Source organism: Bradyrhizobium guangxiense (assembly GCF_004114915.1).
Taxonomy (GTDB): Bacteria; Pseudomonadota; Alphaproteobacteria; order Rhizobiales; family Xanthobacteraceae; genus Bradyrhizobium; species Bradyrhizobium guangxiense.
The window spans coordinates 4,707,533-4,722,118 of record NZ_CP022219.1 but is presented as its reverse complement, the minus strand read 5'-3'; the positions used below and the strand labels follow the sequence as shown (position 1 = coordinate 4,722,118).

Here is a 14,586-nt window from a genome sequence, read left to right as displayed (position 1 = left end):
GTCTCGATGTCTGGATGGTGCCGTGCCGAAATGCGCGGCACCATTCGTGGTCGCCCAGAAAAATGCACCGCGGGGCGGGCTGAGCGAATGCGTGCCCAGCGCTCGTGCTTCCATTGCATGTCGATGGTGGGAGCGGCGCAAACGCGTCTTCGCTCACCCTACGATTTCGAGCTTGGAGCAAGGTCTACTTCGTCCATACGCCGTCGTGTAGCGCCTCGGCTTCGTCCTCGAGCAGCGGGCCAACGATTTCGGTTGGCCGCTGGCCGCTGGCAAAGACCTCGCGGCACGGCAGGTCGAGGGTGGGATTCTCCGGATGGTCGCCGGTGAGGCCGCGCAGGCGATGCTCGCTGAGGCCATAGACGACGCGGCCGATGCCGGCCCAGTAGATCGCGCCAGCGCACATCGCGCAGGGCTCAGCCGAGGAATAGAGCGTGGCTGTCGCCAGCACGTCGCGGCTGAGCGTGCGGCAGGCCTGGGTTGCCGCGAGGCGCTCGGCATGTGCGGTGCCGTCGCGATCGGGCATGTAGCCGTTCTCGGCCTCGATCAGCACCTTGCCGCCCGCATCGACGACGATACAGCCGAACGGATGATTGCCGTGGGTGAGGGAGCGGCGGGGGACACCGAAGGACAGGCGCAGAAAGTGTTCGTCCCGTTCGGATGCGCCGGTCATCAACCCTCCACGGTCAGTGTTCCACCACGCGCCGGCCGACCATGGCGAGGTCGCGCGCGCACGCCCATGCTTCATACACGAATTCGCCCTTGAGCATCACCACCGGCTGGTCCGAAGTTCTCGCCGAACGCATTTTCCGGATCGCCGATTGGAAATATTGAATATGCGAGGCATATCCGTTCCTGATAAGAAGAAATGCCGGACAAAATCGTGTCGACCGTGCCCGAGCGTGATGAGGACAGCGGCTGCTGCGGTCCGGAGACGGTTCAGAGAAGAGAGAGCTCATCGAGATGGCGGCCGCCAACGCCGTTCAAAATGCTTCATTCGGCGAAGAGATCGTGCGCCGGATTGACGATCTGGCTGCCATCTCGGAAGGAAGCGGCAACCTCACCCGCGTCTATCTCACCCAGGCGTTGCGCGAGGCGGCGGACCTCATCCTGAGCTGGATGCGCGAAGCCGGCATGAGCGCTCATCTCGACGCGATCGGCAATGTCTGCGGCCGTTACGAAGGCGAGCGGCCGGGCTCGCCCTGCCTGATGCTCGGCTCGCACTACGACACGGTGCGCAATGCCGGCAAATGGGATGGACCGCTGGGCGTGATCACGGCGATCGCTTGCATCGCCGACCTCAATCGCCGCGGCAAGCGCCTGCCGTTTGCGATCGAAGTCGTGGGCTTTGCCGACGAGGAGGGGGTGCGTTTCGCTTCGACCTTGCTCGGCAGCCGTGCGGTGGCCGGTACATTCGACGAGAGCGTCCTGAATGCGCGTGACCGCGATGGCGTGTCGATGCGCGATGCGCTCGTGCAGTTCGGCCTCAACCCCGATCGTATCGGCGCGGCCGCGCGGGCGCGGTGTGAGCTGCTTGCCTATCTCGAATTGCATATCGAGCAGGGGCCGGTGCTGGAAGCGCAGGATCTGCCCGTGGGGGTCGTCACCGCGATCGCCGGCGCTACGCGGCTCGCCGCGCGGCTGACCGGCATGGCGGGACATGCCGGCACCGTACCCATGGCGCTGCGCCGTGACGCGCTCGCCGGCGCTGCCGAATGCATCGGGGCGATCGAGCAGTTCTGCCGCACCGACGTGGCCGGCCTGGTCGGCACCGTCGGCTACATCGAGGCGCGGCCCGGCGCGACCAACGTCATTCCGGGGGAGGTGTCGTTCACCATCGACATTCGCGCGCCGACCGACCTGCACCGCAAGCGGGCGGTGGCCGATGTCGTCCGCCAGATCGAGGCGATCGCCAAGCGCCGGCAGCTTGCCCTTCAGCTTGACGTGACCCACGAGAACCGTACCGTACCTTGCGCGCAATGGCTCAAGGACCAGGTCGGCGAGGCGATCGCTGCGGAGGGCTTTTCTGTGTTCAAGCTGCCGAGCGGGGCAGGGCACGACGGCATGGCGATGGTCGACATCGCCGATATCGGCATGATCTTCGTCCGCTGCCGCGGCGGCATCAGCCATCACCCGGACGAGCATGTGGAGCCGGCCGATGTCGACGCCGGCGCGCGGGTGCTGCTGCGGGTGATCGAGAATTTCAGGCCGCGGGAAGGATCGGCCGGGGCAGGTTGATGCCCGCCGGAGGCCGGCAAGTCATCTGGAAGAAATACGAATCAGGCAAGGTTCGGATGGTGGCCGTACCATCGGAGTGATTCTAGCCCGCATATGAATAGCGATATCCCGTTGTCCTCAGATCGCGGCAACCGATTCTACCAAGGCGTGGCTGCGACGTTCTTCGCCAACGCCCTCCAGGCGGTCAATTTTCTCGGGGATCGTTTCCTGCGAAGATCGCATCATTCGTTGTCGACCATCGCGGACCTTTACCGGCATTCGATGGACAGCGCCTTTTCGCTGACCGAGGCCTTCCTCGTCACGGGCGCGCCGCACGCGTCCGCCTATTACCCGCGCGATTTCGCCTGGTTCTACCCTGATGTTCTCGACCCCGAAACCATCATGGATGCGCAGGATGCGGTGCGGCGGGCGCGGCTGCTCGACAGGAGCATCCGTTTGTTGCTGGAGGCGGTTCGCGCCGACGTCGTCACGACGACCATCGTCCCGGCAGGGCGCGGTCGATATCTCGGCGTGAATTACTTCTCGCGCCCGTCGGATACACTGCTCGGCATTCTGGCCGGCCTGCAGCAGATGATCCTCGCCGAACAGAAGGCGCCGTCCTATCTGGCGATGTCACAATGCGCGCATGCCGGCCGCCTGCTGCTGAGCGAATACGGCGGAGACCTGAAGCGTGCGATCCTGCGGCTCGCAAGCGAGCTCGAGCCGTTCGACCACGACGGCGCCTCCTATTTGCTCTGTGATGCCCGTCGCCCTCGTTCCGCTGCAACGGATACCCGCGCCGAGCGCCGGCGTTTCGTGACCAATGCCTGCGTCCATACGACCTTCGCCTGGAGCGTGCAGCTTGGAATCGTCGAAGAGAACCAGCTGAAGCGGCTGCTCGGGCGCGACCTTGCACAATACAAGAAGGATCTGCTCCATCTGTTCGGCAGGCACGGGTACATCAGGCATTCCCTGGATGGTCCGGAGGGCCCGCCGGCCTCCTCGGTCGCGCTCGATTTCGTCAGCGTGCATCGCGGCTTCTGGGACCTGAGCGATGCGAACGAGCGGGCGTTGTTCGCCGCCACGGCGGATCTGATCATCGCGGAGCCGCGCTTTCGCATCCCCTCTACGTTTCACTTCCTGGTGTCCGCGGATAATCCGCAAAACAAGATGATCCACAAGATCGCGGCGCCGGCCTACCAGGGACGTTCCTCCTGGCCGACGTTCAACGTCGAATTTGCGGATCGCATGCTGGATTATGACGAATTCTCGGGGAGCGATACCTACCGTTCCTGCGCCCAGGGAATATTGAAGGACATTCGGACCGCGACCGAGCTCCACGGCGGATATCAGGAGTTGATCTCGGAGCAGGGCCTTAAATACCGCACCTGGGCTTATAAGGGCGCGGTGGCCCACTCCTGGTTTCCGCGCTTCCTGTCGGTCTGGAGCAGGGCGTATGGAACGCCACTCCTGCAGTGGAGTGACTGACCCGCGCACGCTATCCGGCGGTCACGTCCACCAGTTCACCGCCTTCGAGCGCCCTGGCCGCCTTGGTGCGGTCGAGGTCGCCTTCCCAGGCCGCCACCACGACCGTTGCGACGCAGTTTCCAACGAGATTGCCGAGCGCGCGGGCCATGCCGATGAACCAGTCGACCGACAGCACCAGTACGAGGCCGATCGCGGGAATGCTCGGTACTGCATTGAGCGTCGCTGCCAGGATCACGATGGCCGACCCGGGCACGCCATGCGCGCCCTTTGACGTGATCAGGGAGACGCCGAGCACCAGCAGAAGATCGCCAAACGAGAGCGGCGTGTTGGTTGCCTGCGCGATGAACACGAGGGCAAGCGTCAAATAGATCGAGAAGGCGTCGAGGTTGAAGGAATAGCCGGTCGGGATCACGAGGCCGACGACCGAATCCTTCACGCCCATGCGCTCCAGCTTCTTCATGATCTGGGGCAGCACGGCGTCGGACGATGCGGTTGCGAGCACGATGGTCAGCTCCTCGCGGAGGTAGGCGAGAAACTTGAGGATGTTGATTCCGGCAAGCGACATCACGCCGCCGAGCACGCCGAGCACGAAAATGCCCACCGACACGTAGAACAGCATCACCAGCGAGACGAGCTGCTTCAGCGAGCCGACACCATATTTGCCGACGGTGTAGGCAACCGCGCCGAGCACGCCGAGCGGGGCGACGCGGACAATCAGGCCCATCACGCGGAACAGTACGGTGGAGGCCGCATCGATGATGGAGGTGACGAGTGCCCCCTTCTCACCGCCGACGAGCGCAAGGCCGACGCCGAACAGCACGGCGAAGAACAGCACCTGGAGCACGTCGTTGCGCGACAGTGCATCGAACGAGGTGGTCGGGATCACGTTCATCAGAAAGGCGCCGATCCCGCCACCGGACAGTTTGTGGGCATTATCGGCATAGGTGTTGAGCGCCTTGGCATCGAGCGTCGAGGGATCGATGTTCATGCCGTGGCCGGGGCCGAAGAGATAGGCGAGCAGCAGGCCGACCACGAGGGCGACCGTCGTCATGACCTCGAAATAGACCAGCGCCTTGACGCCGACCCGGCCGACCTTCTTGAGGTCGCCGGCACCGGCGATGCCGTGCACGACGACGCAGAACACGATCGGTGCCACGATCATGGAGATCAGCTTGAGGAAGGCGTCGCTCAGGATCTTGAGCCCGATGGCGAAGTCCGGGACCGCCATTCCCAAGATGACGCCAAGCACCAGTGCGGCAAGAACCTGGACGAACAGCGAGGTGTAGAGCGGCTTTGGCTCGGCCGCGGGTGCTGCGGTGATGGTGGACATGACGGGCTCCCCGTTTGACGCGTCTTGGACGCCATAGGAGGAGCAACTACTGTGCCAGAATGTCGCGGCAATCCCCAAGGCGCCGAACGTGCTGGGGACCGGACGCGGTGTTCGGGGATGCCCTGGACGTCGCTCTCATCCGGGCCCGAAGGCTGATCCTCGATTCAGCGCCCCACGGTGTATCGACCGCCGTTCGTCGTCATGTCTGCTTATCATGCCACAAGGTCGAGCAACCGGCATGAGCCGCGCACGAGAACTCTGCGCCCTGTCGGCGTCATCGCTGGCACGCCGTCATTGATCACAACGAGGTCGAGCTTGACGAGGCTGTCAATCAGATAGGCCTTCGAGAGGCGACCGTTCGATGTCGGTTTACGAAGGGTGCGCAAGGCTTCCCATTGGTCTGGCGAAAGATCGAAGTCGACGTCGCTGCTCATAGTGCCTCAAGCGATAGTTCCATTCCCGCGCCTCTGTTAGCGACGCTGCATGAAGACCATGCGACGACAATGAGTCGGGAATCCGGTGAGCTGCTTAGAACGTCTCTTCACAAATTGCCGCACTTCATTTCGAGACAGGAAGTCGGTCGTTTCATCACGAATATCGACCAGCGCCCCGATCAACAATTGATGATCTGCCATTGATGTTGCGCTGCGAGTTACCGCAGTGCACGGGAAGCATCGCTGTCCCATAATGCGTCGCGATATGCACAGAAATCATGAGGCGAGCAATCCGGGAGTCTGTTACGTTGGTTTCCGGGGAAGACTTCACGCGGCAGGAGTGGAGTGCATGAACAGGCTGGTTGAAATTCGCAGTCAGGAATCCCTGTGTCGGGAGCGTGCGGCGTTCGATTCCGAGCGCCGGGGTTTCTGGCTCGCGCAAGCCGAGGAATGGGAGCAGCGGGCGCTCGACGAAATTGCCTATCACTTCCGGGAGTGTAACCTCGGCGAAGCGGAGCGTGCGCGAAACTGACGTTGGCGGTGAGTGAGACCTACTGGTAGGTCGCCACGATATCCGACACGGCGCGCTCGAGCTGTTGTGCGGTGGCGCATTGGCGCACGACGGTGCAGAAGGTGCCGTAACGCGGCATCTCGGAATCGCCAAAGCCCCAGGCCAGCCGTCCTTCGGGATTGAGCCAGACCAGCCGCTTCGAGCGTTCCGAGATGCGGCGCAAGATGTCCGCGCGCGGGTCGAGATTGTTGCTGCGGGCATCGCCGAGCACGATCACCGTGGTCTGCGGCGTCAGCGCGCCCATGAAGTCCTTCTCGAAATCGCCCAGCGACGAGCCGTAGTCGGACGAACCGAAGCCGACCTTGGACATGATCTCGGCCATTGCCTCTTCCGGCGATTTAGCCTCCAGGATGTCGCTGACCTCGATCAGGTGCGAGGAGAAGGCAAAGGAGCGGACGCCATCGACCACTTCGTGCAACGAATGGATCAGGAGTAGGAAGAAATCGGAGACTTGGGCGACCGACCCGGAGACGTCGCATAGCGCCACGATTTTCGGCCGGTCGCGATGCTTGCGCTTCCATGCCGTGAGGAAAGGCACGCCGCCCCAGGCCGCATTGCGGCGCAGCGTGCGGCGGACGTCGAGATGGCCACGGCGCTGGCGCTTGCGCGGCTTGGAATAGCGCTCGCGCAGGCGGCGCGCGATCTGGCGGATGAGCGCGCGCATCTCGGCGACCTGGCGCCGCTCGATGCGGGCAAGCGGCGCGTTGCGCAAGATCTCGTTGCGGAGATTTTCGGCCTCCTCGCGGGCGTAGAGGGCAAGCCCCTGCGAGACCGTCTCGCGCACGGCTTCGCGCAAGGCGTCGAGCGCAGCGCGCAGGCGCTCGGCCAGCGCGGGATTGGCCGCGGTGAGCTGGTCGAGATCGTCTCGCAGCCGCTGGAGGCCCATGGCATCGAGGATACGGCTGGAAAAAATGCCGCGCTGGGTGGAGTAGCGAATGTCGGACAGGGAGGCCGCGCCGGAGGCGCTGGCAATCGCGGCTGCGACCGCGTTGCGATCTTGTGACAATAGCATCTGCGCCAGCGGACCCAGGCCTTCGGCAGGCTGCCCTTCCCCCGCCTCGCTCGCCGAGCCGGAGGAGGGCGGCTGATCTTCGCCCTTTCCAGCATCGCCGTCGCTGGCAGCTTCAGGCTGATCCTGCCGCGGCTCCGGCTGGCTGAAGAACAGATCGAAGCAGTCGCCGAGCGCGAGCTTCTCGTCCTGCGACTTGGCCAACGTCAGCAGCAGCGCGTCGCGCAGCACGGCGCGGTCGGAGATGCCGACTTTCGCGACCGCGCGCATTGCATCGATGCTTTCGGCGGGCGAAACGTGAACGCCGACGCCCCGTGCCGCCCGAAAGAAGCGATGGAGGTTCTCGCGCATCGGCGTCAACCGAAGACGTTTGATCGCGCCGCCTTGGCAATGAAGGTCGTCACCTGCGGCGCTGCCGCCTCGATATCGGCCTCGTATTTCAGCAGGACGTTGAGTGTGTCCTTGACGATCTCGGTATCGAGCTCCGTGGCCTGAAGCAGCACCAGGACGCGTGCCCAGTCGATGCTCTCACTGACCGAGGGCAGCTTCTTCAGGTCCAGCGAGCGGATCTCGTGGATGAAGCCGACCATCTGCCGGCGCAGCGTCTGCGAGATGCCGGGCACGCGGCTTTCGACGATGCGCTCCTCGAGCCGCTGCTCGGGGAAGCCGATATGCAGATGCAAGCAGCGGCGTTTCAGGGCGTCGCCGAGGTCGCGTTCGCTGTTGGAGGTGAGGATCACCGTCGGCGGCGTGATCGCCGAGACGGTGCCGAGCTCGGGGATCGTGACCTGGAAGTCGGACAGGATCTCCAGCAGCAGCGACTCGAACTCGGCGTCCGACTTGTCGATCTCGTCGATCAGCAGCACGCAGCCGCCCGGCTGCTCCAGCGCCTGGAGCAGCGGGCGCGGTTCGACGAACTCCTTGGAGAAGAACACGTCGCCGAAATCGTGCAACTGGTCGAGCGCGGCATGCAGCGTCTGCGCACCGCCCAAGACTTCGCCGAGCTTGTCCTTGAGGATCTGCGTGTAGAGAAGCTGCTTGGCGTATTTCCACTCGTAGAGCGCCTTGGCCTCGTCGAGGCCTTCGTAGCATTGCAGGCGGATCATCTTCATGCCGCGCCAGGCCGCGATCGCCTTGGCGAGCTCGGTCTTGCCGACGCCCGCAGGACCCTCGACCAGGATCGGCTTCTCGATCTGCTGCGACAAATAAACTGCGGTCGCGATCTGTCGGCTCGCGATATAGCCCTGTGCGGCGAGGCCGCTCTCCACTGCCTCGATCGAGGTCGAGGCCTTCTGATCAGCCACGAAAGGGCGCTCCCAAAGGTCTTGCTTGGGGCTTGTTCTGCCTGCGTTCCCGGCAAAGAACAAGCCTCGTTTGGGAGGCATCAGACCCGCGTGGCCGAAGTTTTTTCCGCTGAACGCAAATACTTGAGCGGATCACCGCTCGCTTGGGTCAGTGCCGCAGAACTTCCGGCTTGCTGATGGTCTGTCTGAGCTCGGCGCCGCAATCGGCGCATTCGTAGACAAAGTCGATCTTGGCAAGGCTCCAATGCGGCTCGACCTCGCGCACATACATCGGCAGGAACCCCATGCAGGTGGGGCAATTCACAGGCGCGATCTCGATATCCTGATGATGCTGTACATAAGCTGGCATCTCGGCTCTCCTTCGCAGGCGACCACCAAACCCCGCGCAGAAGCTACTGCCGCGCGCTCCGGGCGCGTCATCAACTCTTTCGAACGGAGACGGAACGGCGGACGTTTGTCGCTCGCTGTGACATTCTTGTTACGTGTCTGTACTGTAACGGGCGGATTGAATGCCTATTTTTGCGGCCAATCCAGCTGTTTAGGATCCTCACCCAACGATAAGGGAGCAACGCCCATGACGCATGCCATTCGTTTTCACAAGACCGGCGGTCCGGAAGTCCTGGTCTGGGAGGAGGTCAGCGTCGGCAAGCCCGGGCCGGGCGAGGCGCGCATCCGGCATACCGCCGTCGGCCTCAACTTCGTCGACATCTACAACCGTTCGGGGCTATACCCGGCGCAACTGCCGAGCGGCCTCGGCAGCGAGGCGGCCGGCGTCGTCGAGGAAGTCGGGGCCGGTGTCACCGATCTGAAGCCGGGCGATCGCGTCGCTTATGGCGCCTCGCCGCTCGGGGCCTATTCCGAGGCGCGGCTGATCCCTGCGGACCGTTTGCTGAAGCTGCCTGACGGTGTCGATGACAAGACCGCAGCGGCGATGATGCTCAAAGGGCTCACCACACAATATCTGATCCGGCAGACTTATCGGGTGAAGGCCGGCGATACCATTCTGCTGCATGCTGCGGCCGGCGGCGTCGGTCTGATCCTGGGCCAATGGGCCAAGCATCTCGGCGCGACTGTGATCGGCACCGTAAGCAACGACGAGAAGGCCAAGCTCGCCAAGGCGCATGGCTGCGATCACGTCATCATCTACACCCGCGAAGATTTCGTGAAGCGGGTCGACGAGATCACGGGCGGCAAGAAGGTCCCCGTGGTCTACGATTCCGTCGGCAAGGACACGTTCCTGAAATCGCTGGATTGCCTCGCCCCGCTCGGCGTCGCCGCACTGTTCGGTCAATCGTCCGGCGCGGTCGAGCCGCTCAATCTCGGCCTGCTGGCCCAGAAGGGCTCGCTCTACGTCACCCGCCCGACGCTGTTCACCTACGCCGCCAAGCGCGAAAATCTGGTGGCGATGGCGAACGAGCTATTCGACGTGGTCAAGTCCGGCGCGGTCAAGATCGAAGTGCACCAGACCTACTCGCTGAAGGACGCCGCTAAGGCGCATGCCGATCTTGCCGCGCGCAAGACCACGGGATCGACCGTGCTCCTGGTGTAACATCCGGCCGGACGGGGCGCGGGCGACCCGGCCCGCGTCACGCCCGTTCGTGCTTGCGTAGATCGCGGATGTGGTCGAGGCGGGTTGCCTGGAGGTCGACATCTTCGGGCGGGATCTTGGGCAGGGCGGCCTCGCTCAGGATCGCCTCGGTGACGTCTTCGACCACATTTTCCGCGATCTCGTGGATGAACGAGACATTCTGGTATTCGCCCGAGGCGATCCGCGAGATGACCTCGCGCCGCGTGATTTCGGGGTCGACGACCGCTTCGCGGCCGCGCCGTCCATAGTCGATCATCACGACGAAATACTGCATCAAACGACCCTGCCGCGCCCCGTCACCGGGAACGCGGCAGAGTATTTCCGAAAATCGAAATCAAGTCAAGGGATATTTCCGAAAAACGGAAATTTCCGTCACTTGCCCTTCTTGCGGGGACGCGCCGACTTGGCGCGCAGCCGCTCGAGCTGCCCCTTGGGCATCGACAGGCAGATCTCCCCGACCCAGTCCAGCTTGACGCCGACGATCGGCTTGGCATTGAAGCTGGTGAGGTTGACGACCGACGGGCTCTTCCCGCGTTCGATGGTCTTCAAATAGCGCTCGCCGGTCTTGAGCCGGACCACGGCCTCCTCGCCGTAGAAGCTCGAAAGCGGATGGCGCTGGTCCTTGTAGACCACGATCACGTCGCCGCTCTCGTATTTGGGCAGCATCGAATCGCCCACGATCTCGAATGCGACGGTTTCCTCCATGATCGGGAAGGGCAGCGTGATGTCACCGAGCCCCTCCGGCGGAACCTGCTCGTAGTCCGGCTCGATCACGGCACCGGCGCCGACGCGGCCCATGATCGGCGCGAGATTGAGCTCGAGATATTCCATGATCGGAATGATCTCCGAAGCCTTCACCAAGCGCTCGCCGCCGAGGATTTCCGAGACCGCGCCGGGCCGCACGCCCATGGCCGCCGCAAGGCCGCCCTTGCTCTTGCCCGTCTTCTCCAGGCCCCGCTCGATCATTGCAACGTCCAACATGGTGATTCCCTCGATTGCGCACCGTCCTGCCTCTTGTAATCCGAAATTCGGAATTGATGCAATTATGAATATCAGAAATCATACTTGACTCTGTCTTCGGAATAACGGAATGTGGCGTTCTGCCTCCGATCGCTCGATGGGAGGGCGTATCACAGGACAACAACATGGAACCGGGCCATTGGCCGTCGGAGCACTCCGACGCGCTTCGCGACTATTTTCGCAAAGGCATGTCTTATGCGGAAATCGGAAGGCAGATTAACGCAAGGTTTGGAACGGCTTACACGCGCAATGCGGTGATCGGCCGCGCCAAGCGGCTCGGGCTTGTCATATCGGAATGGATCACGAGCCCGTCGCTCGCGCCATACTTGCCGGGAGAGGCTCCAGTCTCGCCACGCCGCGCGGTGTTACCGAACCTGAACGTCCCGCCGAAGTCAGCGATGAAGCCGGCGGCGCCTCTGAAGTTGCGCTGCGTCGGCGTCCGGCCGCGCCTGATCGAACTGGTCGAACTCGAGCCGGCCGACTGCCGCTATCCCTACGGCGGCGACAAGGACGGGGAAGAGATCGCCTTCTGCGGCCATCCGTGTCAGCCGGGCTTCAGCTATTGCGCGCCGCATGTGCGCCTGACGCGCCGCTCCGGTGCAGCGTCCGCCCGTGCTTCCGGTCCCGTGGTGCTGAGGCTGGTTTCCGTCGCCTGAGCTCCCACCCGTTCCATTCTCAATTTCGCAAGGAGTATCCGAGTGGCTCGTGTCCGACGCAGCAAGTCCTACAAATTGGCACAGATCTACGACCGGCGGTCCCGCGAGGTGCCGTTCAATGCCGAAGTGGCGGAGGCCGAGGTCGACAATCCGCTGGCGCTCGATTCCGGCGAGAAGATCCTGGTCGTCCGGTCGATCCGTGGCGATCCGCTGGGACGGCTGCACTCACACCATCAGATCGACGAGGCGCAATATCGCGGCGGTCGTGCCTTTCAGAACGATTGGGAGCGGGCGGAGCGGGGGCCTCAGGCGATGGACCCGACCCGGGAATATGTCGATGGTGCGCGTACGCGCGAGCCGGTCACCGAGAGCCAGCGCCAGGCCGTGTTACGGTTGAACCGGGTCGAGCGCGAACTTGGCACCGACGGTGCCGCGTTGGTGCACGACGTGCTGGTACTGGGCCTGACCATGGACCAGATCGCAGAGCGTCGGACCGTCCGGACGCAACGCTGGAACGATTACTTTGCGCGGCGTTTTCGCGAATGTCTGGACCGGCTTGCGCTGGTCTACGGTTTTGCGACGGAAACGGGGGGCCAGCGGGCAGGACGGCGCAGTTGACGGCGGCAGGCCGGCGGCCTCGACCGCCGGCCTGCCAGTCAGCCCATCATGGATGCGGTACGATCTGGTAGGTCGTCGTATAGGGCTCGACGCGGAGCGAGGCGTTGGCCAGAAGCCCGATCTTGGCGGTCGGCGCCTGCTGCAATTCGCCGTTCGGGCTGCGATGCACGTTGTATTGCCAGACCGTGAGGTCGCCCTTCTGCGCCAGCGCGTGCGCAACGGCGCTCGCATCATTACCGCCGAGCGCCTGAAGCTCATCAGCCGACAATCCCACCACGATTTCGTCCTTGATGGTGATGATCTTGAACAGGTTCATTCTGGTCTCCTGCGCCCATGCGCCTTGTATCGAGAGGGTGAAGAGCGTGAACGCGGCGCCCTTGATGAGATCGCAGCGAGAAATCATTCCGTCGTCCTCTGGTGCTGATACGCGCCCGAATCGAGAAGTCTTCAGCCATGGCGCCCGTTGTCTGCGTGACTGTGTCGCAACGGCTTGGTCGTTCGCTCATGGATAACGGTTCATGGGCGCAAACGTATCCGGACCGACGAATCCGAGGCGACAGCCCGAGATCAGGACGCTGGTGATCGGCTTGCGGGATTGATCGTCGTTCCATCGCTGATACAACCGCCGGGATCGGACTCAACAATTACGTGTATGCACCGGAGGGTGCTAATGCGCGGCCGGTGTCCGTTCATGTCGGAAACAAGCCGAAACGTTGTGCCAATTGACAGCGATCGGGGCTGTGTGCGTGATTGATGCCGCTTCTTGACGCAGGTGGGTGACGGCCGTCGATATTCCTGTTATCCGGAATCGCCGTGGTGCGATGCAGACCAAGCATCGCACGATCCACCGTTGGACTTGCCGGATGGGTTGTTCCTTGGCATAATTGCAACCATCTGGTTGAGCCCGTCGTGTGGACATGTCGTTCAGCGTGCCAGCCGGTCGGGGCCACCCGGCCGAGAATTCGTCGCCATAGGGTCCTGTTGTGGCGTCTTGTTACGGCGTTCGGTTCTTGACTGGATCACGAAGGCCGATGCTTGTCATAGGTGCGAGATGAAGAACCTCAATTTCGCGGCTGAACTGCATCTCAAGCTCGGCGCGCCGGCAAGCGGCACGGTCGAAAGTCTTCGCCTGCTCCGCGCGTTCCTGAAGCTCGCGCCGCGACAGCGTTTCGAGGTCATCAAGCTGGTCGAAGACCTCGCCACCGAAGAAGCGCTTCCCGAGCACCCTTTGTCCTGAGCCCGGCCGCTCGCCGGCCTTTTACCGTCGCTTTCTCATCCTGCCCGGAGCCGGCCTCCGGCGAGGTTTCCCAAGGGCTGGCCGCTGGAAGGCGATCCGGCAAATGTGGTATTCAGTTGGGAAACGGGAGGAGTGCGACCATGATCGAACCGAAGCTCGAAGTTCCGGCCGAACTGCGGGACTTGGCCGAGAAGACGATTGACCAGGCGGAAAAAGCATTCGGGATGTTCTTCGAAGCCGCCACCAAATCGATGTCGTCCGTTCCGGGTGCGGGGACGGAGGTCTCAAAACAGGCGCTGGCTTTCACCGAGCAGAACATGAAGTCGGCCTTCGAGCATGCGCGCAAGCTGGTTCATGCCACCGACCTTCAGGAAGCGATGCGGATCCAGTCCGATTTCCTGCGCAGCCAGTTCACCAGCGCCGGAGATCACATGCGCCAGATGACCGGCAGTCTCATGCAACCGGGCAAGGGCAAATCCTGATTCTCGGCTTGTACACAGCGTGCCCACAAATTGATCTTGCGTGGCGCGGCGATCCGCACTTCGATGTTGGTGCAGATCCATGACGGGCCACCGAGTGACCACATTCGCCGTCCGGCATCCCTTCTGCTGATCCCTGTCGGTCCTCCGGCAGGGATCTTTATTTGGGGCAGGTGTCGCGCTCGGCGCGCGACCAAAGCGCGATGGGATCCAGATGAATCGTCATCGCGCTTTAGGTCGTTGTTTGCGTATGATCTTTCCGGAAAACCGCTTCGCACTTTGCCGGATCATGCTTTAGCGCAGCGATGCGATGTAGGCCGCGATGTCGCCGGCTTCGGTCCGGCTCAAGGGGAAGTTCGGCATCTTCGGGTGTGGATCGAGCAGGAAGAAGGCGAGCCTCTCCGCACTGAAGTCTGGCCTGCGCGCGACGGAGGCAAAGGAGGGGACGTCGGCGCTCGCCTGGGTCTGGCCGTTCGCGACGATATGGCAGCTTGCGCACCAACGCTTGGCGAGGTCGGCCCCGTGATCCGCATCGGCTGCGAACGCAGAGGGCGCGCCTACGCTCGATGTTACGGCAAGCAGCAGGCAGATTCGTCTCAAATGCGCGTACATCGCGTAACCTTCATGCGTTCTTTGGC

General features: G+C 63.1%; 18 protein-coding genes. 8 read left to right on the top strand and 10 right to left on the bottom strand.

The window, feature by feature from the left end:
• Positions 1-184: 184 nt before the first annotated feature.
• Positions 185-670, bottom strand: a complete 486-nt coding sequence (locus X268_RS22630; RefSeq protein ID WP_128926974.1) for a nucleoside deaminase — start codon at positions 668-670, stop codon at positions 185-187.
• Positions 671-960: 290 nt separating this feature from the next.
• Here X268_RS22630 and X268_RS22625 point away from each other — a divergent pair, with 290 nt between their 5' ends.
• On the top strand, positions 961-2,235 hold the full coding sequence (locus X268_RS22625) for an allantoate amidohydrolase (protein WP_128926973.1): 1,275 nt from the start codon (positions 961-963) through the stop codon (positions 2,233-2,235).
• A 93-nt stretch (positions 2,236-2,328) separates the two neighbouring features.
• On the top strand, positions 2,329-3,702 hold the full coding sequence (locus tag X268_RS22620) for a hypothetical protein (protein WP_128926972.1): 1,374 nt from the start codon (positions 2,329-2,331) through the stop codon (positions 3,700-3,702).
• Between the two features lie 10 nt (positions 3,703-3,712).
• On the opposite strand, the gene X268_RS22615 is transcribed toward X268_RS22620, so the two are convergent.
• Positions 3,713-5,032 (bottom strand): dicarboxylate/amino acid:cation symporter, encoded by a 1,320-nt coding sequence (locus tag X268_RS22615; protein WP_128926971.1) that lies wholly within the window; start codon positions 5,030-5,032, stop codon positions 3,713-3,715.
• 212 nt (positions 5,033-5,244) lie between these two features.
• The gene (locus tag X268_RS22610) at positions 5,245-5,466 is read right to left on the bottom strand and encodes a hypothetical protein (RefSeq protein WP_128926970.1); all 222 of its coding nucleotides are present in this window, start codon (positions 5,464-5,466) and stop codon (positions 5,245-5,247) included.
• 349 nt (positions 5,467-5,815) lie between these two features.
• Between X268_RS22610 and X268_RS22605 the strand changes: the two genes are divergently transcribed.
• The gene (locus tag X268_RS22605) at positions 5,816-5,998 is read left to right on the top strand and encodes a hypothetical protein (protein WP_128926969.1); all 183 of its coding nucleotides are present in this window, start codon (positions 5,816-5,818) and stop codon (positions 5,996-5,998) included.
• A 19-nt stretch (positions 5,999-6,017) separates the two neighbouring features.
• On the opposite strand, the gene X268_RS22600 is transcribed toward X268_RS22605, so the two are convergent.
• The 3 genes from X268_RS22600 to X268_RS22590 form a co-directional block, all read right to left on the bottom strand.
• Entirely contained in the window at positions 6,018-7,397 is a 1,380-nt protein-coding gene (locus tag X268_RS22600) for a vWA domain-containing protein (protein ID WP_128926968.1), read from the bottom strand.
• A gap of 5 nt (positions 7,398-7,402) precedes the next feature.
• The gene (locus X268_RS22595; RefSeq protein WP_164937868.1) at positions 7,403-8,350 is read right to left on the bottom strand and encodes an AAA family ATPase; all 948 of its coding nucleotides are present in this window, start codon (positions 8,348-8,350) and stop codon (positions 7,403-7,405) included.
• A 148-nt stretch (positions 8,351-8,498) separates the two neighbouring features.
• Entirely contained in the window at positions 8,499-8,699 is a 201-nt protein-coding gene (locus X268_RS22590; protein ID WP_128926966.1) for a hypothetical protein, read from the bottom strand.
• A 225-nt stretch (positions 8,700-8,924) separates the two neighbouring features.
• Here X268_RS22590 and X268_RS22585 point away from each other — a divergent pair, with 225 nt between their 5' ends.
• Positions 8,925-9,899 (top strand): quinone oxidoreductase family protein, encoded by a 975-nt coding sequence (locus X268_RS22585; protein ID WP_128926965.1) that lies wholly within the window; start codon positions 8,925-8,927, stop codon positions 9,897-9,899.
• A gap of 37 nt (positions 9,900-9,936) precedes the next feature.
• On the opposite strand, the gene X268_RS22580 is transcribed toward X268_RS22585, so the two are convergent.
• Both X268_RS22580 and X268_RS22575 read right to left on the bottom strand, forming a co-directional pair.
• Positions 9,937-10,212, bottom strand: coding sequence for a hypothetical protein (locus X268_RS22580; protein WP_128926964.1), 276 nt, complete (start codon positions 10,210-10,212; stop codon positions 9,937-9,939).
• A gap of 98 nt (positions 10,213-10,310) precedes the next feature.
• Entirely contained in the window at positions 10,311-10,919 is a 609-nt protein-coding gene (locus X268_RS22575; RefSeq protein ID WP_035705094.1) for a S24 family peptidase, read from the bottom strand.
• Positions 10,920-11,083: 164 nt separating this feature from the next.
• On the opposite strand from X268_RS22575, the gene X268_RS22570 reads away from it, so the two are divergent.
• Positions 11,084-11,614, top strand: coding sequence for a GcrA family cell cycle regulator (locus X268_RS22570; protein WP_128926963.1), 531 nt, complete (start codon positions 11,084-11,086; stop codon positions 11,612-11,614).
• Between the two features lie 42 nt (positions 11,615-11,656).
• Complete coding sequence (locus X268_RS22565) at positions 11,657-12,232, top strand: hypothetical protein (protein ID WP_128926962.1); 576 nt, start codon at positions 11,657-11,659, stop codon at positions 12,230-12,232.
• Positions 12,233-12,278: 46 nt separating this feature from the next.
• On the opposite strand, the gene X268_RS22560 is transcribed toward X268_RS22565, so the two are convergent.
• Entirely contained in the window at positions 12,279-12,635 is a 357-nt protein-coding gene (locus tag X268_RS22560) for a hypothetical protein (RefSeq protein ID WP_128926961.1), read from the bottom strand.
• A gap of 648 nt (positions 12,636-13,283) precedes the next feature.
• On the opposite strand from X268_RS22560, the gene X268_RS39600 reads away from it, so the two are divergent.
• On the top strand, positions 13,284-13,469 hold the full coding sequence (locus X268_RS39600) for a hypothetical protein (RefSeq protein WP_007601490.1): 186 nt from the start codon (positions 13,284-13,286) through the stop codon (positions 13,467-13,469).
• Between the two features lie 140 nt (positions 13,470-13,609).
• The gene (locus tag X268_RS22550; protein WP_128926959.1) at positions 13,610-13,951 is read left to right on the top strand and encodes a phasin; all 342 of its coding nucleotides are present in this window, start codon (positions 13,610-13,612) and stop codon (positions 13,949-13,951) included.
• Positions 13,952-14,242: 291 nt separating this feature from the next.
• Here X268_RS22550 and X268_RS22545 read toward each other — a convergent pair whose 3' ends face one another.
• The gene (locus X268_RS22545; RefSeq protein ID WP_128926958.1) at positions 14,243-14,560 is read right to left on the bottom strand and encodes a c-type cytochrome; all 318 of its coding nucleotides are present in this window, start codon (positions 14,558-14,560) and stop codon (positions 14,243-14,245) included.
• Positions 14,561-14,586 lie beyond the last annotated feature (26 nt).

Bases quoted from the DNA above. Each gene is read 5' to 3' on its own strand.
- X268_RS22545 (WP_128926958.1), bottom strand. From the start codon at position 14,560: ATGTACGCGCATTTGAGACGAATCTGCCTGCTGCTTGCCGTAACATCG.
- X268_RS22585 (WP_128926965.1), top strand. From the start codon at position 8,925: ATGACGCATGCCATTCGTTTTCACAAGACCGGCGGTCCGGAAGTCCTG.
- X268_RS22630 (WP_128926974.1), bottom strand. From the start codon at position 670: ATGACCGGCGCATCCGAACGGGACGAACACTTTCTGCGCCTGTCCTTC.
- X268_RS22575 (WP_035705094.1), bottom strand. From the start codon at position 10,919: ATGTTGGACGTTGCAATGATCGAGCGGGGCCTGGAGAAGACGGGCAAG.
- X268_RS22600 (WP_128926968.1), bottom strand. From the start codon at position 7,397: ATGCGCGAGAACCTCCATCGCTTCTTTCGGGCGGCACGGGGCGTCGGC.
- X268_RS22625 (WP_128926973.1), top strand. From the start codon at position 961: ATGGCGGCCGCCAACGCCGTTCAAAATGCTTCATTCGGCGAAGAGATC.
- X268_RS22615 (WP_128926971.1), bottom strand. From the start codon at position 5,032: ATGTCCACCATCACCGCAGCACCCGCGGCCGAGCCAAAGCCGCTCTAC.
- X268_RS39600 (WP_007601490.1), top strand. From the start codon at position 13,284: ATGAAGAACCTCAATTTCGCGGCTGAACTGCATCTCAAGCTCGGCGCG.
- X268_RS22570 (WP_128926963.1), top strand. From the start codon at position 11,084: ATGGAACCGGGCCATTGGCCGTCGGAGCACTCCGACGCGCTTCGCGAC.
- X268_RS22580 (WP_128926964.1), bottom strand. From the start codon at position 10,212: ATGCAGTATTTCGTCGTGATGATCGACTATGGACGGCGCGGCCGCGAA.
- X268_RS22550 (WP_128926959.1), top strand. From the start codon at position 13,610: ATGATCGAACCGAAGCTCGAAGTTCCGGCCGAACTGCGGGACTTGGCC.
- X268_RS22605 (WP_128926969.1), top strand. From the start codon at position 5,816: ATGAACAGGCTGGTTGAAATTCGCAGTCAGGAATCCCTGTGTCGGGAG.
- X268_RS22590 (WP_128926966.1), bottom strand. From the start codon at position 8,699: ATGCCAGCTTATGTACAGCATCATCAGGATATCGAGATCGCGCCTGTG.
- X268_RS22620 (WP_128926972.1), top strand. From the start codon at position 2,329: ATGAATAGCGATATCCCGTTGTCCTCAGATCGCGGCAACCGATTCTAC.
- X268_RS22610 (WP_128926970.1), bottom strand. From the start codon at position 5,466: ATGAGCAGCGACGTCGACTTCGATCTTTCGCCAGACCAATGGGAAGCC.
- X268_RS22560 (WP_128926961.1), bottom strand. From the start codon at position 12,635: ATGATTTCTCGCTGCGATCTCATCAAGGGCGCCGCGTTCACGCTCTTC.